Origin of the sequence: Rhodococcus sp. IEGM 1372 (genome assembly GCF_030056835.1) — a bacterium.
Taxonomy (GTDB): Bacteria; Actinomycetota; Actinomycetes; order Mycobacteriales; family Mycobacteriaceae; genus Rhodococcoides.
This window is the reverse complement of sequence record NZ_JASHKS010000012.1, coordinates 85,059-105,354: the sequence shown is the minus strand read 5'-3', so window position 1 is coordinate 105,354 and position 20,296 is coordinate 85,059. Positions and strand designations below refer to the sequence as shown.

The window sequence follows — 20,296 nt, the reverse complement described above, 5'->3', positions numbered from 1 at the left end:
CGAACGGAAACTAACCGACGCCAAGGTCGGATCCACCGTTAATCTGACACTCCCCCCCGACCGTCGAGTCTCCCGAGTCCGCCGAACAAACGCCCGCCAGTGGGGAGTCAATGTGACATCCAGTGGCCTTTTTGGGGGTCAATGTCACATTCAGTGGACTTCGTTCGGGAGGATTGCGGGGTGGAGTACGCCTCGAATGCAGACGATGGGACACGGATCGCGTACACGGTGGTGGGGTCCGGGCCGCCGCTGTTGATGGTGCACGGCAGTTTTCTGACGCATACGATCTGGCGGACGTTCGGCTATGTGAAGGCGCTGCGCGGGGCTCGGCAGTTGATTCTGATCGACAGTCGCGGGCACGGCCGCAGCGAGAAGCCCCGCACTCCCGACGCGTATGCGATGAGCTCCATCGTCGGCGATCTCACGGCGGTGCTCGACGCGGTGGGCGCGGAGACAGTCGACTATCTGGGGTATTCGTTCGGGGCTCGGGCCGGGTTGGCGCTGACGGCAGCAGCTCCCGAGCGAGTGCGATCACTGGCCGTCGGCGGCGGTAGTCACGGCGCTCAGGCCGGCGCGTTCGATCGCCTGTTCTACCCCGGATGCGCAGACGTGTTGGAGCAGGGCGGCATGGACGGGTTCCTCGAGGCATGGAACAGCCACCGCATGTTTCCGATCGATGCCGGTACGCGAGCGGTGTTCTCCGCCAACGACGCCCAGGCCATGGCCGCATACATTCGGGCGTCCGACGCCGATCCCGGCCTACCCGACGACGCGTTGCAGCAGTTCACCCAGCCGTCGCTGTTCTACGTCGGCAGTCAGGACGGCACCAGGCTCGACGACACCCGAGCTGCCGCGGCGCTGGTACCGAACTCCGAATTGCACGTCATCCGCGGATTCGACCACGCGACGACGATGGCCGCATCCGAAGAGGTGCTCGGCGTCCTCGAACGGTTCTGGGGCAAGTGACCTGAGCGTCCACTATTCGCCTCGAGAATCGGGATCCCGCCTCCCACCGCAAATAGTGGACAGCCACATCACCTCTTCAGTGCAGGGAACTGGTCGTCGCGCCACTCGGTTTCCAATGGTCCGACGGCTGCGTCCTCGCGGGCGCGCAGTTCCACTCGGCGGATCTTGCCCGAGATGGTTTTCGGTAGCTCGAAGAACTCGATGCGGCGCACCCGCAGGAACGGGGCAAGGTGCTCGCGGGCGTACTTGAGGATCTCGAACGCGGTGTCCTCGTTGGGTTCCCAGCCCGACGCCAATGCCACATACGCCTTGGGGACGGCCAGTCGCGTCTCGTCGGGGGCGGGCACCACGGCGGCCTCGGCCACGGCGGGATGTTCGATGAGCACGCTTTCGAGCTCGAACGGGGAGATCTTGTAGTCCGAGGCCTTGAACACGTCGTCGGTGCGGCCGACGTAGGTGATGTAGCCCTCGGAGTCCCGCGATGCGACGTCGCCGGTGTGGTAGTAACCGTCGGCCATGACAGCGGCGTTGCGTTCGGGGTCGCCGAGATATCCGGTCATCAGGTTGAACGGCTGCTGCGCCAGGTCGAGGCAGATCTCGCCCTCGTCGGCGAGTTCGCCGGTGGTGGGGTCGACGATCACCACCGGTACGCCCGGCAGCGGCCTCCCCATCGAGCCGGACTTGAGTACCGCGCCGGGTGTATTGGCAACCAGCGCAGTGGTTTCCGTCTGGCCGAACCCGTCGCGGATATTGAGGCCCCACTCCTGCTGCACCCGCGAGATCACCTCGGGGTTGAGGGGCTCACCTGCTCCGATGGCCTCGCGTAGCGAACCACCGCCACCGGCGAGGTCGGCTTGAATCAGCATGCGCCACACTGTCGGTGGAGCACAGAACGTCGTCACCTCGGCCCGGCGGATCTGCTCGAGCAACGCTTTCGCGTCGAATTTGCCGTAGTTGTAGATGAAGATCGTCGCCTCGGCGATCCACGGCGCGAAGAAGCAACTCCACGCGTGCTTGGCCCACCCGGGCGAGCTGATGTTCAGGTGCACGTCGCCAGGACGCAAACCGAGGAAGTACATGGTGCTCAGATGCCCGACGGGATAGGAGATCTGAGTGTGTTCGACGAGCTTGGGCTTGCTGGTGGTTCCGGAGGTGAAGTACATGAGAAGACGGTCGGTCGGAGCCGTCACGGACTCGAACGGTACGGCCTCGACAGAACGAGCCTCGGCATAGTCGACCCAACCATCTCGAGCGGAGGTGGCGATGCGCAGGTAGTCCCCTTGTACGTCGTCGAATTTGCCGGTGTCCGAGGGGTTCACGATCACCGCGCGCGCATTGCCGCGCACCACACGGTCGGTCAGGTCTGCGGGCCCGATGGCAGTGGTGGTCGGCATCAACACCGCGCCCAGTTTCATCACCGCGAGCATCGCTTCCCACAGTTCCACCTGATTGCCGAGCATCAGGATCACCGAGTCGCCGCGGCCGATGCCCTGTTGCTCGAGCCACCTGGCGACCTGATCGGAACGACGCGCGATGTCGTCGAAGCTGTACTTGGCCTCGCTGCCGTCCTCTTCGACGATCCACAGCCCAGTGCCGTCGTTGCCACGGGCGATCGCGTCGAACCAATCGATGGCCCAGTTGAACGTCTCACCGAACGACGGCCACTCGAAAGTCTCTACGGCGCGGTCGTACTCGCCGTAGGAGTCGAGCAGCAGGTCGCGAGCGTTCCTGAATGCCGTATGTGCCGATTCGGCCATGCTTCCTCCGTAGCCTGTGATGCTCATCACCGCCACGGTAGGGGAGATGAACAATCCCTCGCTACCCCTGAACGGGGGTGAGAACTCGGCTAGCCTCGATCAGCGTGGCCATCGGATACTTCGCGATCGCAGGTGCACTGGGGATAGTGCACGCCGCGTTTTCCGGCTACTGGGCCGCAGGTGGCCGATGGATGTTGAACACCGTCGGATCATTCGCCACGGAGTGGGTCGAGACCGAACCGCAGACTGCACGAACGGCACTGCTGGTGCTCACGCTGGTCAAACTTGCAGCGGCAATTCTTCCCGCCCTCGCGTACATGAACCGGCCGCGCCTGGCAGCACAGAACCGGACCAGGCTGCCGGCAATCGTCCTCGGCATATCCTGGCCCGGCTCGGTGCTGCTGATTCTCTGGGGCGGAGCATCGTTCGTCGGAGCGGTGATCGGATTGATCGCCTCGGACGAGAACCGGAGCGTCAAGTACGGCCACCTGTTCTTCGACGGCATCTTCCTGCTCTGGGGTGCCGCCCTTCTGACGGCGCTGATCCTCTCTCGGAACGCGCCGTACCAGCCGCGCTAGATGCGCTCACCTGTTTCCGGGTGGAAGAGGTGAATCGCACCGTCGAGGCGCTTCAGTCCGATGCTCTCGCCGATCCTCGCCGGGGCACGCACTGCCGAACGGGCGACGAGCGACACGGGTCCCCCGTCGAGTCCCTTCACCTTCGGGTCGTCGAGGTGCGCGTACACGTACGACTCGCTGCCGAGCTCCTCGATGAGATCGACCTTGCCCTCGAAGCCCTCGCCGCCGCCGTGGACGATGCCGATGTTCTCGGGCCGCATTCCGATGGTGACCTCGTCGATCCCCAGGCTCGCGAGCTTGGTCAGCTCATCGCGCTCGAGCGGGAGCAGGAACTTACCGATCTGCACGCCGCCCGAGCCGATGGGTACCGTCATCAGGTTCATCGCCGGGGAGCCGATGAATCCTGCGACGAACGCGTTGACGGGGTGGTCGTACAGGTCTGTGGGAGAGGCGAACTGCTGCAGTTTGCCACCGCGCAGGACGGCGACGCGATCACCCATGGTCATGGCCTCGACCTGATCGTGGGTGACGTAGACCGTCGTGGTGCCGAGCCGACGCTGCAACGCCGCGATCTGCGTGCGCGTCTGCACTCGCAGTTTCGCGTCGAGGTTGGACAGTGGCTCGTCCATGCAGAACACCTGCGGCTCACGAACGATGGCGCGGCCCATGGCAACTCGCTGACGCTGGCCACCCGAGAGCTTGCCGGGCTTGCGATCGAGGTACTCGGTGAGATCGAGCAGACGGGCCGCTTCGGCCACGCGTGCCTGACGCTTCTCGAGGCTCACTCCGCGCATCTTGAGCGCGAAGCCCATGTTCTCGCCGACGGTCTTGTTGGGGTAGAGCGCGTAGTTCTGGAAGACCATGGCGATGTCGCGGTCCTTGGAGGGGACGCCCACCATGTTCTTGCCGCCGATTTCGATTGCGCCACCGTCGATCTCCTCCAGACCGGCGAGCATCCGAAGTGCGGTGGACTTCCCGGAGCCGGACGGTCCGACCAGGACGACGAACTCGCCGTCCTTTATGTCGAGGTCGAGGGAATCGACGGCGAGCGAATCGGCACCTTCGTAGACGCAGGATGCCTTCTTGTACGTGATTGCAGCCATGAGACTTTCTCCTATTTGATGGCGCCGAAGGACAGAGCGCGCACGAGCTTGTTCTGCGCGAACCATCCGGCAAGGACGACGGGGAGTGCTGCGAACGTCGCAGCGGCGGAAAGCTGGGCCCAGTACAGGCCCTGGCCGGTGATGAATCCGACGAGGTACACCGGAATCGTCTGGGCCTGAACGGCAGTGAGGTTGACGGCGAAGAAGAACTCGTTCCACGAGAAGATCACGCAGATCAACGACGTGGCTGCGATACCGGGAGAGACGAGCGGCAGGATCACCTCGCGGACCGACGTCCACAGCGACGCACCGTCCATGCTGGCGGCCTCGAGCAGTTCCGACGGCACCTCCATGAAGAACGAGCGCATCATCCACACGGCGATAGGCAGATTCATCGCGGTGTAGAGAATCACCAGTGCCCAGATGTTGTCGAGCATGCCGATGTCACCGACGATGACGTACAGCGGAACGATGACGGCCACGACGGGCAGCATCTTGGTGGAGATGAAGAAGAACAGCACGTCCTGGGTTTTCTTCACCGGCCGCAGCGACAGCGCGAATGCTGCCGGAACACCCAGCAGCAGAACGAGAATCGTCGAGACGATCGTCGCGAACGCCGAGTTCAGCAGGGTGGTGCCGATGCCGCTCTCGAGGACGCCCCGATACTGATCGAGGGTGGGGGTGAAGATCAGCTTCGGCGGGTTGGAGTAGGCGTCGGCCTCCTGCTTGAAGCCGGTGATCACCATCCAGAGAACCGGGAAGAAGAATGCGATACCGGCCACCCAGGCAACGAACGACCAGATCGTGCCCGGGCCCCACTTGCTCTTCTTCCGGATCTCCTGCCCGTCGGAGGTCTGCGCGACGGCCTTCTTCTTGCTCGTGGTTGCCGTGCTCATCACGCCGCCTCCTCGTTTGCGCTGAAGCTCTTGAAGATCAGTCTCAGCGCCAGTGTGCTGAGAACGATGGTTGCCACCACGGTGACGACGCCCATGGCCGCGGCCTGACCGATGTCGAAGCCGAGGAAGGCACGCTGGTAGATGTAGAACGGCAGGTTCGCCGACGCGACTCCCGGTCCACCGGAGGTCATCATGTAGACGGCATCGAAGGTGTTGACCAGATAGATCGCACCGAGGACGGTGCCGAGTTCGATGAAGCGGCGCAGGTGCGGCAACGTCAACTCACGGAAGAGTTTGAACGGGCCTGCCCCGTCGACACGCGCAGCCTCGGCGATGTCCTTCGGCATGGACTGCAGGCCGGCGAGGATCAGCAGCATCATGAACGGCGTCCACTGCCACACGAGGTTCGTCATGACCGCGGCCAGCGGGAACCGCGACACCCAGTCGATCTCACCGACTCCGAACGGACTCAGCGCGAAGTTGATCAGGCCGAAGACGGGATCGAACATCGTCGTCTTCCAGATCAGCGCACCGGCGACCGGGGTGACGAGGAACGGGGTGATCAGCAGCGTGCGAATCAGGCTGCGTCCGATGAACTTTCGATCGAGCAGCAGAGCGAGGGCCAGGCCGAGCACCACCGAGATGATCACGGTTCCGACGATCATGATCACGGTGTTCATCGCGACCTCGCGGAACTGACTGTCGCGGAACACGTCGATGTAGTTGTTCAGACCGTTGAACTCACGCGAACCCGGACGAACGAGGTTCCAGGACTGCGTCGAGTAGTACAGCGTGAACAGGAACGGGATCTGGGTGACGATGATGGCGAACACCAACGCCGGCAACAGTGGCCCGCGTCGACGCCACCCCTCTGCCTTGGAGATCGTTCTCGGTCTCGGTACGAACTTCTCCGGTTCGGCCGGAGCCGTCCGTTCTTCGGTGGTGGTCATCCCTGGTCCTCCTGGTACGTCCTGCCGACCACTTCGGCGTATTGCTGCGCTTGGTCGAGCGCGTCGTCGACGCTGATCTGTCCGGCGATCGCGGCACTGATCTGTTGGCTGACCCGGGTACCGAGGTCCTGGAACTCCGGAATGGTCAGGAACTGGACTCCGGTGTACGGAACCGGATCCACGGTGGGGTCGTTCGGGTCGGCACTGTCGATGGAGTCGAGGGTCAACTGACCGTAGGCCGCCGACGCCTCCGCGTACTCGGGAATCTCGTAGGTCGAGAGTCGACTTCCGGGAGGCACACGCTCCCAACCGAGTTCGTTACCGACCTTGTTCAGGTATTCCTTGCTGGTCATCCACGAAACGAACTTCCATGCCTCGTCGGGTGCCTCACTGGTCTTGGGGATGCCCAGTGCCCAGGAGTACAGCCAACCGTTGTCGCCCTTGGCCGCCGACGGGGCCTTGGCGTAACCGATCTGCCCGACGACGTTGCTCGACGACGGGTCCTCGAGGACCGAGACGGCCGAGGTGGCGTCGTACCACATGGCGGTGTTGCCCTGGGAGAGTTGCGTTCCGCACTCACTGAACCCACTGGTCGCCGCGCCGGCCTGACCGTGCTCGCGCACGGTGTCGACGTAGAACTGCACGGCTTCGCGTACCTCGGGACTGTTCAGCTGGGCGTTCCAGTTCTCGTCGTACCAGCGGCCACCGAACGCGTTGATGACCGTGTTGAGCGGTGCGAGCACCTCACCCCAGCCGGGCTTGCCGCGCAGGCAGATTCCGGACAGGCCCGGGCTGTCGAGAGCGGCTGCGGCGTCGGCCACCTGCTGCCAGGTGGGCTCGGCAGGCATGTCGATACCGGCCTGCTCCATCAGATCCTTGCGGTACATCAGGAACGACGATTCACCGTAGAACGGCACCGAGTACATGCTGCCCTCGTACGACAGCGACTCCTTCAGCGTGGGAATGAAGTCGTCCTCGTCGTAGCCCGGCGTGGCGTCGGCGTACTCGGAAAGATTGGTCAGCCAACCGTTCTCGGCCCACTGCGGGGTCTCGAAGTTGCTGATCATCACGACGTCGAACTCACCGCCGCCGGTCGCGACCGAGGCCGTGATCTTGGCTCGGGCCTCGTTCTCCGAGAGCGACACGAACTTCAGGTTGATACCCGGGTTCTCCGCCTCGAACTCCGGAGCAAGCGAAATGGCATCGGACATCTGCGAATTCGAGACGATCGCGACGGTGACCGTCGTACCGTCACCATCACCACCGAACGAGCCGGCACCGGCACATCCGGACACCACCAAGGTCGTCGCGAGCGAGGTCGCGACAACCACCTTCGGTAGAACTTTCACTGAGATACCTTTCCATTCGACGCTGATGTGGATCGATCCACAAGCCAACGCGCACTTTCGATGTCGGTGACCAAGATCGATGCCAGTCCACCGCGCAGTGCACCGAGCAGCGCTTCGTGTTTTCGTTTTCCGCCCGTGACGAGCACCGCCCGATCGCAGGCCCTGATGGCGTCGAGCCCCACCGACACGGTTCGGCCGGGGAGTGATCCTCCGGTGTCCTTGCCGTCGGCGTCGTAGAACCGTCCGCCGATCTCACCGACCGCACCGAGTCGGCGCAGTTCGTCGAGCACCTCGAGGTCGATGAAGCTGCCCTCGAACAATGTGGTGGACGTGGAAACGGGACCGATGCCGTACATCATCACATCGGCATCGGTCCCGGCTTTGAGTGCGCGAGAGATCACGGAGTCCTGCTCCAACGCAACGACAGTCGCCTGATCGGCGTACAGCGGCGCATTGAGCCTGATGGGTGTCGCCTGCAGGTACGCAGCGCACCGTCCGAGTGTGTACTCGACGCCGGTCTGGTAGTCGGCCGAGGTGATGGAACCGTCGAGTTGCACCACCGCAGCACATTTGGTGGACCTGGTCTTGAGCGAGCTGGCGACCGCCACCGTCTCGGGTCCCCAGGTGAAGCCCAGCACATCCTTGTCCTGGAGCCGACGAGAGAGCAGCGTCGCCGCTGCCCGGCCGAGGGAACCGTAGCCGGCGTCCGTGCCGTCGATGACGTCCGAGACGACGAGCACCTCGGTCAGCCCGAACTGCGCTTCGAGTTCACGCTCGATGTCGGCGTGCACGGTGCCCTGCAGGTCGTCGGGAACGTTGATCTCGATGGTCACCAGTCCCTGGGTGCGAGCGCGTGCAACCAACCGCCCTGCCGTGGGGCGTGAGACACCGAGCTTCACGGCGATCTCGGCCTGAGTCGCGCCTTCGAGGTGGTACATGGTTGCGGCGCGCAGAGCCAGGCGCAGATCCTCTCCGGACCGCGGAGACTTCGACCCCGCTGGACCGGATGACGATCCATCCATTTCGCCTCCCAAGTTATGAGCAGATGCTCAGCTCGTGTTCATCTGCTCACTAAGCTAACATTAAGGTGTGATCTACACAACACCCCCCGACGGCGGGCGACCCGTGCCACAGTCCATGCAGGCCAGCGTCCTCACCGCAGCACAGGAGATACGACTCGAAGAACGGCCCGTCCCCACCCCCGCGCCCGATCAGGTCCTCGTACAGGTCACGGCGGTCGGGGTGTGCGGTTCCGACGCGCACTACTACCGGGAGGGGCGCATCGGCGAGTACGTGGTCGACGGCCCCCTGGTCCTCGGACACGAGGCCGCGGGCGTCATCGTGGCCGTGGGCAACGACGTCTCCGACACCCGCGTCGGGCAGCGCGTGTCCATCGAACCGCAGCGACCGGACCCCACCAGCGCCCAGTCCCGCGCCGGCCGCTACAACCTCTGCCCGGCCATGGAATTCTTCGCGACGCCGCCGATCGACGGCGCGCTGGCCGAGTACGTACTGATCCAATCGACATTCGCCCACGACGTCCCCGACGACATCTCCGACGAGGCTGCTGCGCTCTTCGAACCGCTGTCGGTGGGCATCGCGTCGGCCCAGAAAGCGCGGATCTCCGCGGGCTCGAGCGTGCTCATCGCGGGAGCGGGGCCCGTCGGGCTCGTCACCGCACAGGTCGCTCGCGCATTCGGTGCCACCGAGGTGATCGTCACCGACATCGACGCTTCCCGCCGGGCCAACGCGCAGAGGTTCGGCGCGACTCGCGTGCTCGACCCCGCCGCCGAGGACGTGCGCTCCCTGACGGTCGATGCGTTCATCGACGCGTCCGGTGCGGCCCGAGCCGTGATCGACGGCATCCACGCGGTCCGGCCCGCAGGCACGGTCGTCCTCGTCGGCATAGGCGGATCCGATTACCCGCTGCCGATCTCGCTGATCCAGAACCGAGAATTGCTGCTCACCGGCGTCTTTCGCTACGCCAACACATGGCCGATCGCACGCTCGCTGGTGGCGTCGGGCATGGTGGATCTCGACGCGATGGTGACGGCGCGATTCGGGCTCGAAGGCGTCGAGGATGCACTGAACGCGGACAGGCAACCCGGAAGCATCAAAGCCGTAGTGATTCCAGGACTTTCGAAGGAGAACGACGCATGAAGTTGAACTCGCAGAACCTCGCCGACTTCATCGAGGACGTCGCGGTTCCGACCTACGACCGATCCGAGGTGACGGTCGGCATCGTGCATTTCGGTGTCGGCGGCTTCCATCGCGCCCACCAAGCGATGTACGTCGACCGTCTGTTGCAGCAGGGGCAGGCGCTGGACTGGGGAATCTGCGGCGTCGGTGTACTGCCCGGCGACCGGCGAATGAACGACGTCATGCAGGCACAGGACTGCCTGTACACGTTGGCGCTCAAGCACTCCGACGGCACGTGGGACACCCGCGTCATCGGTTCCATCGTCGAGTATCTCTTCGCACCGGACGACGCCGAGGCCGTCATCGAGAAGATGGCAGCCGACACCACGAAGATCGTCTCGCTCACCATCACCGAGGGTGGCTACAACTTCTCCGCGACGACGGGCGAATTCGACGCCGACAATCCGGCCATCGTCGCCGACCTCGCCGACGGCGCTGTTCCCGCAACGACATTCGGGCTCGTGATCGAAGCGTTGGCTCGACGCAAGGCCCGCGGAATGGCACCGTTCACCATCATGTCCTGCGACAACATCGAGGGCAACGGACACATGGCGCAGTCGACGTTCACCGCGTTCGCGCGCCTGAAGGATCCGGCGTTGGCCGACTGGATCCAAGCCGAAGGCGCGTTCCCCAATTCGATGGTCGATCGCATCACGCCGGTCACGACACCGGAAGTGACCGAGCAACTTTCGCTGCGTTACGCCATCGAAGATCAATGGCCCGTTGCGGGCGAGCCGTTCACGCAGTGGGTGCTCGAGGACAACTTCACCCTCGGCCGTCCACCGCTGGAAGAGGTGGGCGTGCAGGTGGTCGAGGACGTCACCCCCTACGAGCTGATGAAGCTGCGGTTGCTCAATGCCAGCCACCAGGCGCTCGCGTACTTCGGCTACCTCAGTGGCTATCGACTCGTCCACGAGGTGTGCCAGGATTCGCTGTTCGCCGATTTTCTGCTCGCCTACATGGACGAGGAGGCAACCCCGACGCTGCAGCCGGTCCCCGGTATCGATCTGACCGACTACAAGAAGACGTTGATCGAGCGGTTCTCCAACCCCGAGATCCGCGATACCGTCGCTCGCCTGTGCGCCGAGTCCTCGGACCGAATTCCCAAGTGGCTCTTGCCCGTCATCCGCAAGAACCTCGAGACCGGCGGTCAGATCACCCGCTCCACCGCGGTGGTGGCCAGTTGGGCTCGCTACGCCGAGGCCGTGGACGAGTCCGGCGAGCCCATCGAGATCGTCGACCAACTCAAGGATTCACTGGTGCCGATCGCGCAGAGTCAGCGCGAGAACCCCACGGCGTTCATCGCCAACCGCGCAGTGTTCGGGGATCTGATCGACAACGAGCGGTTCGTGGCCGAATACACGAAACAACTGTCGTCTCTGCAGGAGCGGGGAGCACGCGAGACGCTGGAATCGCTCAGGTCGACTCACTGAAACGTTCGGCGTCTCGAACCTGACCGGAGACGATGACGGTATCGCCTGCACCGATCACCGTGTCGGCCGTGGCGTAGGTGAATCCTTCGCCCTGTCGCTTGACCGCGACGACGGTGACGCGATGTTTGGTGCGTATTCCGCTTTCGCCCAGCTTCTTTCCGATGATGGAGGCGGGCGGAGAGGTCTTGATCATGGCGAAACCGTCGTCGAATTCGATGTAGTCCATCATTCGGCCGCGCACCAGATGGGCGACGCGCTTACCCATGTCGTGCTCGGGCCGCACCACATGGTGCACGCCGATCTGGTTGAGGATCTTGGCGTGCGCGTTGCTGATCGCCTTGGCCCAGATGTTGGACACCGACAGGTTGATCAGCGCGGACGCGGTCAGCAGACTTGCCTCGAGATCGGATCCGATGCCCACCACTGCGCGGTCGTACTCGTGAACCGACAGTTGGCGCAACGACTCCTCGTCGGTGGTGTCGGCCACGGCCGCATGCGTGAGTCGGTCCGAGACACGTTGCACCACAGCCTCGTCGGTGTCGATGCCGAGGACCTCGACGCCCTGGCCCATCAATTCCAGCGCCAGCGACTTGCCGAAGCGGCCGAGGCCGAGGACGACGACGACGTCGGAGGACGGTTTCCTAGCCAATGAACGGCCTTTCCGTGGGGAGCGTGTAGCGCCGACCGCGGTCGCGGGCGGCGAGGGCGCTGACCAGAGTGATGGAACCGATGCGGCCCAGGTACATCAGCACGATCAGGATCATCTGTCCCCACCCGGGCAACTGTGCGGTGATACCGGTCGACAGACCGACGGTGGCGAAGGCCGAAACGACCTCGAACAGCAGGACGTCGAGGTCGAAGTCCGTGCCCGCCAGCAACGCGACGACCGGGAGCATGACCAACGCGACGCCGATCAGTGCCACGGTCAACGCCTGACGTTGTACGCGCGCGTCGATCCGACGATCGAACACCGTCACCTCTCGGTCACCTCGGATCTCGGCCAGGATGACGAACAGCAGCAGTGCGAACGTGGTGACCTTGATGCCGCCTGCGGTTCCGCCGCTGCCACCACCGATGAACATCAGGACGTCGGTGACCAGCAGGGTCGCGTTGTCGACATCCGCGTAATCGACACTGTTGAACCCTGCGGTTCGGGGCATGATTCCCTGGAACGTCGCGACGAGCATCTTGTCCCAGAAGCCGAATCCTCCCAGCGTTCTGGCCCACTCGAAGAGCATCACCACTGTCGGTCCGAGTACCAACAGAACTCCGGTGACGGTCAGCGTCAGTCGTGTGTGCAGCGACCAGCGGTGGGGCGATCGACCGCCCCTGGCTCGGGACCGAACTCGACGGGCGATCTCGAAGAGAACCGGAAATCCGATGCCGCCCAACACGACCGCGATCAACAGTGGGATGCAGATCCACGGATCGGTGGCGAACCCGATCATGTTGTCGCTGAACAACGCGAAGCCGGCATTGTTGAACGCGGAGACCGCATGAAAGGTCCCCAGCCACAGTGCACGACCGAGAGGCTCGTCGTATCCGAGAAAGAAGCGCGCCGCGAGGGCTGTCGCCACGACGCTCTCGATGATCAGACTGGTGCGGAACACGCCGATGACGACGCTTCGGACATCACCCAGCCCCGAGGTGCGCACCTCCGCGGCCGCGTTGAGCCTGCCGCGCAGACCTATTCGATCGGCCAGGACCAGACCGACCAGGGACGCGATCGTCATGATCCCGAATCCGCCGATCTGAATCAGGGCAAGGATCACGCCCTGCCCGAATCCCGACCAGTACACCGGAGTGTCCACCACGATCAGGCCGGTCAGACTGACGGCGGAGGTGGACGTGAACAACGCCTGCAGAAACCCGGTCTCGCTACCGGGCACGGTCGCCGCCGGCAGCGACAGCACGCCCGCACCTATCGCGATGGCGAGCGCGAACCCTGTGGCCATGACCCGAACCGGCGTCGGCCTGAAGATCGCGGACCATCGCGATGCCTGGTGAGCGTCTGTCACCCGAGAAACAGTACGCTCCGCTCGGTGCCATGTGAGTGGAAGAGCCGCTTCGCGGCACGTGCACGAAAACTCGTAGCAGAGGTCGAGTTTCCGTGCACCTGCGCGTCAGCGCTCCCGCGTCAGCGCTCCCGCGTCAGCGCACCACTACTTTTGCCACCGTCCACGCACGACCCTGTTCGCTCAACGTGAAGCCCAATCCCGGGCGCGCGGAGAGATGCATGCGCCCATCTCGTGTTTCGAGGTGTTCGTCGAACAGCGGGTCCAACCAGTCGAAATGCTCCACCCACGTCTGCAACGGATACACCGCCGCGAGGTGCAGATGGATCTCCATGGCGAAGTGCGGGGCGAGTTGCAGATCGTGATGCTCTGCCAGCGTGGCCAACTTCAGGAACTGCGTGATTCCGCCTATGCGGGGAGCGTCGGGTTGCAAGATGTCGACCGAGCCGGCCTCGATGAGCCGGACGTGCTCGCCGACGCTCGCCAGCATCTCTCCCGTCGCGATCGAGGTATCCAGGCTGCGAGCGAGCTGGGCGTGCCCTTCGGCGTCGTAGGCGTCGAGGGGTTCCTCGATCCACACGAGGTCGAATTGCTCCAGGATTCGGCCCATGCGCTGAGCGGTCGGGCGATCCCACTGCTGATTGGCGTCCACCATCAACGGGACGTCGTCGCCGAGAAACTCACGGACCGCCGTGACGCGGGCGATATCGGTACGCCAATCAGGCTGACCCACCTTGAGTTTGATGCCGCCGATACCGTTGGCGAGCGACATGGCGGCGTTCTCCATGACCTCCTCGATGGGCGTGTGCAGAAAACCACCCGAGGTGTTGTACGTCTGCACCGAATCGCGCGCCGAGCCGATCAGTTTCGCCAGCGGCAACCCCGCACGCTTGGCTTTGAGATCCCACAGCGCGATGTCGATCGCGGCAATCGCCTGCGTCGCAACACCGCTGCGCCCCACAGACGCTCCGGCCCACACCAGTTTCGTCCAGATCTTGCCGATGTCGTTGGGGTCCTCGCCGATGAGAACTGGGGCGATCTCCTGGGCATGCGCAAATTGGGCAGGACCGCCCGCCCGCTTGGAGTACCCGAAACCGATGCCCTCATGGCCCTGTTCGGTGCGAATCTCCGCGAACAGGAACACCACCTCGGTCATCGCCTTCTGCCGACCCGTGAGCACCTTGGCATCGCTGATCGGATTCTTCAGCGGCAGCACGATCGAGGACAATGTCACCTCGACGATGCGGTCGAGGCTTGCATCCCCGGCTGCCAGGGCCCTGACTGCGGCGTCCGGCGCGGCGAGTCCACTGGTGGGCTTGTCCGTTGCGATGGTCATCGTGCAACTCCTGAGTTCGTCGAATATGTTGCTTCCCAGCCTATTTCGGCGAACTATGCACGTCCAACACCTTTTACCGGCTCAACGATGCCGCCAAAGCATCGATGTTCGACGCGATATCGGCGACTCGACCCACGAACGTATGGTGCGTGACGCCCGACGAGTGGGGCGTCATCAGCACGTTGTCGAGTTCGCGGAACGGCAGAGAACTCGGTTCGCCCACCCCGTCCGGCCCCGGATAGCGGTACCAAACATCGATGGCGGCTGCGGCGATCTCGTTGCGAGACAGTGCGTCGAACAGTGGTTGTTCCTGCACCAAGGGCCCACGGCCGACGTTGACGAGTATCCCGTCCTTACCCAGCCTCCGAAGTTCGTCGGTGCCGATCATCCCGCGAGTGTGCTCGTTCAACGGTGCGGAGACCACGAGAACATCCGCGAAATCGGCGAGCCTCGTCAGATCCCGTGCATCAGCGACCCATTCGAGGCCCTCGTCCGGAGCCAGTCCGGTGCCGGTGACCGCAGCGCCGGTTGCCCCATAGGCCTGGAACAGTTGCCAGGTTCGCCGGCCGATATGCCCGAAGCCGACAAATCCGATGCGGGCACCGCTCAGCGACAACGGTTGCGCGATGGTCGGTTCGTAGACGGCGGTCACGAACCGCCCCTCGCGCAGCGCCCGATCCTGTTGCAGAAACTTACGTCGCAACATCACGGTCGCAGCAACGACATACTCGGCAATCGACTGCTCGTGATGAAAGGTGTTGCACACCTGCACATCGTCTGCCAATCCGGAACGATCGACATTGTCCGTTCCGGCACCGGCAACGTGCACCATGCGTAGCTTCGGTGCAGCGCTGCCCATGGCCGCACTGAACTTGCCACCGACGTAGACGTCCGCGTCGGCAAGCTCGTCGATGACTCGGTCTTCGTCGAACGGGATGCACCAGACCACCTCGGCATCGGCGGGCAGGCCCGACTCGAACTGCTCCCGGTGCGGCAGCACATTACGGTCACCGACGACGATCTTCATCCGCGCACCAGAACTCATCGCACCAGGGCCGGCCGCTTGCTGTCGAACGTCCATCCCTCGATCAGGTACTGCATACCGATGGAGTCGTCGCGGGAACCGAGACCTTCCTTCTGGTATAGCTCGTGCGCCGCATCGATCTGCTCGAAGTCGAGCTCGACACCCAGACCCGGCTTGTCGGGCACGGTGAGGTAGCCGTCCTCGATCGTGAACGGCTCCTTGGTCACTCGCTGTCCGTCCTGCCAGATCCAGTGCGTGTCGATGGCCGTGATCGTTCCTGGAGCGGCCGCAGCGACGTGGGTGAACATGGCCAGTGACACGTCGAAGTGGTTGTTGGAGTGCGAACCCCACGTCAGACCCCACGCATCGCACAGCTGCGCTACGCGGACCGAACCGGCCATCGTCCAGAAGTGCGGGTCGGCCAACGGGATGTCCACCGCGCCGGATCGGATGGTGTGGCCCATCTCGCGCCAGTCGGTTGCGATCATGTTGGTCGCGGTCTGCAACCCGGTGGCGCGCTTGAATTCGGTCATCACTTCTCGACCGGAGAATCCGCCCTCCGGTCCGACGGGATCTTCGGCGTAGGCCAGGACATCCCGCAGGCCACGACACGTCTCGATCGCGTCCTTCAGCAACCAACCGCCGTTGGGATCCAACGTGATTCGAGCCTCGGGGAATCGCTCGGCCAATGCGCGCACCGCAGCGGCCTCCTCGGCGGCGGGCAGCGCACCACCCTTGAGCTTGAAGTCCTGGAATCCGTACCGGGCCTGCGCCGCCTCGGCGAGGCGCACGATCGACTCGGGATCCATCGCCTCCTCGTGCCTGATGCGCATCCAGTCGTCGGCCCCCGCGGCCTCGTCGGCTGCACCACGGTAGGCGAGGTCGGTCTTGGTGCGATCGGCGACGAAGAACAGGTAGCCCAGAGCCTGGACCTTGTCACGCTGCTGACCGTCTCCCAGCAACGCAGCGACGCTGACGCCGAGATGCTGGCCGAGCAGATCCAGTAACGCCGATTCCACCGCGGTCACAGCGTGAATCGCGATCCGCAGATCGAAGGTCTGCGCGCCTCGGCCCCCGGCATCACGATCGGCGAACGTGCGGCGCATCTCGGCCAGAACGGCGTTGTACCGACCGATGCCCTGGCCCTCGACGAGTACCCGCGCATCCTCGAGAGTCTGCCGGATCGCCTCTCCGCCGGGCACTTCACCGACACCGATGCGCCCATCCGAATCGGTGAGCACCACCAGATTGCGGGTGAAGTACGGGGCGTGGGCTCCACTGAGGTTCAGCAGCATGTCGTCGTGACCGGCAATGGGAATGACGCGCATCTCGGTGACGACGGGGGTGCTGTTCTGGGAGTTCATGATCGGACCCTCTCGGCCGGTGGTGTCGAATGCTATTTGGTCAGGGTGACGGGAGCGTCGCGGCCCTCAGTCGCGGCCACCACCCCGCGCGGTTTCTTGATGAGCAGAACGGACAGCGCGGCGAGAGCAGACGCGCCGGCCAGCGCATAGAGGCCCCAGGTAACCGAACCGGTGGCTTCCTGGATCAATCCGAAGCCGAACGGTGCGACGAAGCCCCCGAGGTTGCCGACCGAGTTGATGACGGCGATGGCGGCGGCAAGGACCATCGGATGCAAAGTCGACTGCGGGAACGACCAGAACAGCGGGCTGGCACTCTTGAATCCCATTGCTGCGATGCACAGGAAGATCAGCGCGATCCACGGTGACGCCACTGCGGCCGCCAAAGTACCCACAGCCGCGGTGAGTAGCGCGATGATCAACAGTGGTCGACGGTTACCGGTGCGGTCGCCGATCTTGGACATGTAGTACATGGCGAACACGGCACAGATCCATGGCAGCGACGACAGCAAGCCGACGGTGATGTCGTTGGTTCCGTCGATCCGTCGGACGATGGACGGAAGCCAGAAAGTGTTGGCGTAGATCGAGAGCTGGATTGCGAAGTAGATCCAGATGAACAGCAGCAGCTTGGGATCGAGCAGCATCTTCCAGCGCGACCGGCCGTCGCCCATGCCGGAGGTGCGCGCCTTCTCTGCTTCCTCGACGGCGATGGCGGTGTTCAGATCATGCTTCTCCTCGTCGGTGAGCCACTTCGCATCCTTGACGTGCGAGTCGATGAGGAAGTAGGCAATGATGCCCACGACGACGGAGAGCAGACCTTCGATGCCGAACAGGTACTGCCAGCCGCGGGCACCGAAGAGACCGTCGAGCGAGAGCAGCGGACCCGACAGTGGCCCGGAGATCGCAGCGGCAACCGAGGATCCGGCGACGAACAGTGCTGTGGCACGGCCGCGGTGGCTGTTGGGCAACCATTTGGCGAAGTAGAAGATGATGGCCGGGAAGAATCCGGCCTCGGCTGCACCGAGCAGAAACCGCAGGATGTAGAACATCTCGGGACCGTTGACGAAGGCCATGGCAAACGAAATGGTGCCCCAACTGACCATGATGCGAGTCAGCCAGATCTTGGCACCGAACTTCTCCATCATCACGTTGCTCGGAAGCTCGAAGAGCGCGTACGCGATGAAGAAGACGCCGGCTCCGAATCCATATGCCGCAGCGCCGATACCGACATCGGCCTCGAGGTACTCGCGGGCATAGCCGATATTCGATCGATTCAACTGGTTGCAAATCAGCATGATGATGAACAGCGGGACGACCCGACGGAATATCTTCGCAACGGCAGAGTCGACCGCCGGCGTCGGCGGGAGAGTGATCGGCATCGATCGCTCCATTCTGTAGTTCGAGCGGTTCCCCGCGACCAATGCACGAATGTGACCGGCAGAGGCATGGATCGGCCCAGTGATTGGGCTCACAGACGAGACTAGGACTCTCGATCGATTCATGTCCAAGACCATCTGCGCATCGACCGATGCAGTAGTGGCATCGGTGCGCGCAACGGGAGCCCATCACACCTGGCAGGGCGATCGATACCAAGAGTGGATCGAATACGACTTTTTTAGACTTGGACATGTATCGATCGCCCTTCTACCGTGGTGAGCTATGAGCCAGGTCACGCCTCGGCGTCAGTGCACGCACGCATCACAGCCCTAGGAGTCACCCCATGACAGCGTCGACGACACAGTCCACCAATCTCACCGGCCGGATGATCATCGCCGGCGTCCCGGTATTCGGTGCCGGCGCGCAGATTCACGGAATCGACCCCAGCACCGGCAGAGATCTCGAACCCGCCTACGGGCACGGAGACAACAACGACGTCGAGAAGGCCTGTGCCGCAGCGGCCGACGCCTTCGCCGACTACCGGGCCACGTCCTCGGAGACCCGCGCGCAGTTCCTCGAGACCATCGCCGACAACATCGCGGCGCTCGGCGACACCCTGATCGAGCGCACCGTCGCCGAGTCGGGACTTCCGCTGGCCCGCATCACCGGCGAGGTCGGCCGCACCACCGGACAACTGCGTCTGTTCGCTTCCGTTCTGCGCGAGGGTAGTTGGAACGGAGCCCGTATCGATCCGGCCCAGCCCGAACGCGCGCCCCTCCCCCGCGCCGACATCCGCCAGCGACAGATCCCCCTGGGACCGGTAGCAGTGTTCGGTGCCAGCAACTTCCCGCTCGCCTTCTCCGTCGCCGGCGGCGACACCGCGTCCGCCCTCGCGGCCGGATGCCCCGTGGTGGTCAAAGCACACGACGCCCACCCGGGAACGTCCGAGCTGGTCGGCCGCGCGATCGCCGACGCTGTGTCCTCCACCGGAATGCCCTCGGGAACGTTCTCACTGCTGTTCGGCTCCGGCCGCGGACTCGGTACCGCTCTGGTGACCGACCCTCGCATCAAGGCCGTCGGCTTCACCGGATCACGCTCGGGCGGAACGGCTCTCGTCGCCGCAGCGGCCGGTCGCCGCGAGCCCATCCCGGTGTACGCCGAGATGAGTTCCATCAACCCCGTGTTCGTCCTCGACGGCGCACTCGCCACCCGCGGAGCCGAACTCGGCCGCGCCTTCGTCGCATCGCTGACCATGGGCTCGGGCCAGTTCTGCACTAACCCCGGTCTCGTCATCGCCGTCGACGGCCCCGGCCTGCAGTCCTTCACCGAGGCAGCCACCGCCGCTGTGCAGGAGTCCACACCCACCACGATGCTGACCCCGAGCATCGCCGCGAGCTACGCCGAGGGCGTCGACACTTTGAGCGAAGTCGTGACCGAGCTCGCCAGGGGTACCGACGCACAGGCCCCGAATGCCTGCCGCGCAGCGCTGTTCGCCACCGACGCCGATACGTTCCTCACCTCCGACGCAGCGCAGGCCGAGGTGTTCGGCGCGTCGAGCCTCATCGTTCGCTGCACCGATGCACAGCAGGTTCGCGACGTCGCTGCGCTCCTCGAAGGGCAGCTGACCGCCACTGTCCATGCCGACGAGTCCGATCACGCCGAGGCAGGCAAACTCCTCTCGGTTCTCGAACTCAAGGCCGGCCGCATCCTGTTCGACGGATGGCCCACCGGCGTCGAGGTAGGCCACGCAATGGTGCACGGCGGCCCCTTCCCCGCCACTTCCAATTCCCGCACCACCTCGGTCGGATCTCTGGCCATCGAGCGCTTCCTGCGTCCTGTTTCCTACCAGGATGTGCCGAAACCTCTGCTGCCCAGTGCAATTGCCGACGGCAACCCAGAGGGCATCTTCCGCCGCGTCGACGGCCAGCTCACCCAAGACTGACTCACCCCCA

General features: G+C 64.1%; 17 protein-coding genes. 5 read left to right on the top strand and 12 right to left on the bottom strand.

The features are described 5' to 3' along the window. Positions 1 to 180: 180 nt before the first annotated feature. A complete protein-coding gene (locus tag QM590_RS13235) occupies positions 181 to 966 on the top strand; it encodes an alpha/beta fold hydrolase (RefSeq protein WP_269595151.1) in 786 nt (261 codons plus the stop codon). 68 nt (positions 967 to 1,034) lie between these two features. On the opposite strand, the gene QM590_RS13230 is transcribed toward QM590_RS13235, so the two are convergent. Continuing rightward, positions 1,035 to 2,750, bottom strand: coding sequence for an AMP-binding protein (locus tag QM590_RS13230; protein WP_411741331.1), 1,716 nt, complete (start codon positions 2,748 to 2,750; stop codon positions 1,035 to 1,037). Between the two features lie 77 nt (positions 2,751 to 2,827). Here QM590_RS13230 and QM590_RS13225 point away from each other — a divergent pair, with 77 nt between their 5' ends. Further along, on the top strand, positions 2,828 to 3,301 hold the full coding sequence (locus tag QM590_RS13225) for a DUF3995 domain-containing protein (protein ID WP_269595152.1): 474 nt from the start codon (positions 2,828 to 2,830) through the stop codon (positions 3,299 to 3,301). Here QM590_RS13225 and QM590_RS13220 read toward each other — a convergent pair. The 5 genes from QM590_RS13220 to QM590_RS13200 are packed head-to-tail and all read right to left on the bottom strand — an operon-like array spanning position 3,298 to position 8,621. Continuing rightward, a complete protein-coding gene (locus QM590_RS13220; RefSeq protein WP_094640485.1) occupies positions 3,298 to 4,404 on the bottom strand; it encodes an ABC transporter ATP-binding protein in 1,107 nt (368 codons plus the stop codon). The genes QM590_RS13225 and QM590_RS13220 overlap by 4 nt on opposite strands. Before the next feature lie 11 nt (positions 4,405 to 4,415). Further along, positions 4,416 to 5,300, bottom strand: a complete 885-nt coding sequence (locus QM590_RS13215) for a carbohydrate ABC transporter permease (protein ID WP_269595153.1) — start codon at positions 5,298 to 5,300, stop codon at positions 4,416 to 4,418. Then, positions 5,300 to 6,250, bottom strand: a complete 951-nt coding sequence (locus QM590_RS13210; RefSeq protein WP_037196012.1) for a carbohydrate ABC transporter permease — start codon at positions 6,248 to 6,250, stop codon at positions 5,300 to 5,302. Before QM590_RS13210 ends, QM590_RS13215 begins: the two co-directional genes overlap by 1 nt. After that, positions 6,247 to 7,599, bottom strand: a complete 1,353-nt coding sequence (locus tag QM590_RS13205) for an ABC transporter substrate-binding protein (RefSeq protein WP_441344161.1) — start codon at positions 7,597 to 7,599, stop codon at positions 6,247 to 6,249. Before QM590_RS13205 ends, QM590_RS13210 begins: the two co-directional genes overlap by 4 nt. Further along, positions 7,596 to 8,621 (bottom strand): sugar-binding transcriptional regulator, encoded by a 1,026-nt coding sequence (locus tag QM590_RS13200; RefSeq protein ID WP_094640484.1) that lies wholly within the window; start codon positions 8,619 to 8,621, stop codon positions 7,596 to 7,598. The genes QM590_RS13205 and QM590_RS13200 overlap by 4 nt, the downstream gene beginning before the upstream one ends. A gap of 115 nt (positions 8,622 to 8,736) precedes the next feature. Between QM590_RS13200 and QM590_RS13195 the strand changes: the two genes are divergently transcribed. Both QM590_RS13195 and QM590_RS13190 read left to right on the top strand, forming a co-directional pair. Further along, positions 8,737 to 9,759: an NAD(P)-dependent alcohol dehydrogenase gene (locus tag QM590_RS13195; RefSeq protein WP_269595223.1), complete on the top strand. Its 1,023-nt coding sequence runs from the start codon at positions 8,737 to 8,739 to the stop codon at positions 9,757 to 9,759. Then, positions 9,756 to 11,231, top strand: a complete 1,476-nt coding sequence (locus tag QM590_RS13190; RefSeq protein ID WP_269595154.1) for a mannitol dehydrogenase family protein — start codon at positions 9,756 to 9,758, stop codon at positions 11,229 to 11,231. The genes QM590_RS13195 and QM590_RS13190 overlap by 4 nt, the downstream gene beginning before the upstream one ends. On the opposite strand, the gene QM590_RS13185 is transcribed toward QM590_RS13190, so the two are convergent. The 6 genes from QM590_RS13185 to QM590_RS13160 form a co-directional block, all read right to left on the bottom strand. Beyond that, positions 11,215 to 11,880 carry a potassium channel family protein gene (locus QM590_RS13185; RefSeq protein ID WP_149406950.1) on the bottom strand — a complete coding sequence of 222 codons (666 nt, stop codon included), beginning with the start codon at positions 11,878 to 11,880 and terminating at the stop codon, positions 11,215 to 11,217. The two genes, QM590_RS13190 and QM590_RS13185, sit on opposite strands and share 17 nt — an antisense overlap. Further along, positions 11,873 to 13,186 carry a TrkH family potassium uptake protein gene (locus QM590_RS13180; RefSeq protein WP_269595224.1) on the bottom strand — a complete coding sequence of 438 codons (1,314 nt, stop codon included), beginning with the start codon at positions 13,184 to 13,186 and terminating at the stop codon, positions 11,873 to 11,875. The genes QM590_RS13185 and QM590_RS13180 overlap by 8 nt, the downstream gene beginning before the upstream one ends. 196 nt (positions 13,187 to 13,382) lie before the next feature. Then, positions 13,383 to 14,582, bottom strand: coding sequence for an L-talarate/galactarate dehydratase (locus QM590_RS13175; protein WP_269595155.1), 1,200 nt, complete (start codon positions 14,580 to 14,582; stop codon positions 13,383 to 13,385). A 73-nt stretch (positions 14,583 to 14,655) separates the two neighbouring features. Then, positions 14,656 to 15,609: a 2-hydroxyacid dehydrogenase gene (locus QM590_RS13170; RefSeq protein WP_269595225.1), complete on the bottom strand. Its 954-nt coding sequence runs from the start codon at positions 15,607 to 15,609 to the stop codon at positions 14,656 to 14,658. A gap of 14 nt (positions 15,610 to 15,623) precedes the next feature. Further along, complete coding sequence (locus QM590_RS13165) at positions 15,624 to 16,970, bottom strand: enolase C-terminal domain-like protein (RefSeq protein WP_269595156.1); 1,347 nt, start codon at positions 16,968 to 16,970, stop codon at positions 15,624 to 15,626. Positions 16,971 to 17,002: 32 nt separating this feature from the next. After that, complete coding sequence (locus QM590_RS13160) at positions 17,003 to 18,346, bottom strand: MFS transporter (RefSeq protein ID WP_269595157.1); 1,344 nt, start codon at positions 18,344 to 18,346, stop codon at positions 17,003 to 17,005. 341 nt (positions 18,347 to 18,687) lie between these two features. Here QM590_RS13160 and QM590_RS13155 point away from each other — a divergent pair, with 341 nt between their 5' ends. Then, entirely contained in the window at positions 18,688 to 20,286 is a 1,599-nt protein-coding gene (locus QM590_RS13155) for an aldehyde dehydrogenase (NADP(+)) (protein ID WP_269595158.1), read from the top strand. Positions 20,287 to 20,296 lie beyond the last annotated feature (10 nt).

Coding starts and splice junctions, on each gene's coding strand:
- QM590_RS13220 (WP_094640485.1), bottom strand. CDS start 4,404: ATGGCTGCAATCACGTACAAGAAGGCATCCTGCGTCTACGAAGGTGCC.
- QM590_RS13165 (WP_269595156.1), bottom strand. CDS start 16,970: ATGAACTCCCAGAACAGCACCCCCGTCGTCACCGAGATGCGCGTCATT.
- QM590_RS13160 (WP_269595157.1), bottom strand. CDS start 18,346: ATGCCGATCACTCTCCCGCCGACGCCGGCGGTCGACTCTGCCGTTGCG.
- QM590_RS13230 (WP_411741331.1), bottom strand. CDS start 2,750: ATGAGCATCACAGGCTACGGAGGAAGCATGGCCGAATCGGCACATACG.
- QM590_RS13175 (WP_269595155.1), bottom strand. CDS start 14,582: ATGACCATCGCAACGGACAAGCCCACCAGTGGACTCGCCGCGCCGGAC.
- QM590_RS13155 (WP_269595158.1), top strand. CDS start 18,688: ATGACAGCGTCGACGACACAGTCCACCAATCTCACCGGCCGGATGATC.
- QM590_RS13210 (WP_037196012.1), bottom strand. CDS start 6,250: ATGACCACCACCGAAGAACGGACGGCTCCGGCCGAACCGGAGAAGTTC.
- QM590_RS13170 (WP_269595225.1), bottom strand. CDS start 15,609: ATGAAGATCGTCGTCGGTGACCGTAATGTGCTGCCGCACCGGGAGCAG.
- QM590_RS13190 (WP_269595154.1), top strand. CDS start 9,756: ATGAAGTTGAACTCGCAGAACCTCGCCGACTTCATCGAGGACGTCGCG.
- QM590_RS13200 (WP_094640484.1), bottom strand. CDS start 8,621: ATGGATGGATCGTCATCCGGTCCAGCGGGGTCGAAGTCTCCGCGGTCC.
- QM590_RS13180 (WP_269595224.1), bottom strand. CDS start 13,186: ATGGCCACAGGGTTCGCGCTCGCCATCGCGATAGGTGCGGGCGTGCTG.
- QM590_RS13215 (WP_269595153.1), bottom strand. CDS start 5,300: ATGAGCACGGCAACCACGAGCAAGAAGAAGGCCGTCGCGCAGACCTCC.
- QM590_RS13195 (WP_269595223.1), top strand. CDS start 8,737: ATGCAGGCCAGCGTCCTCACCGCAGCACAGGAGATACGACTCGAAGAA.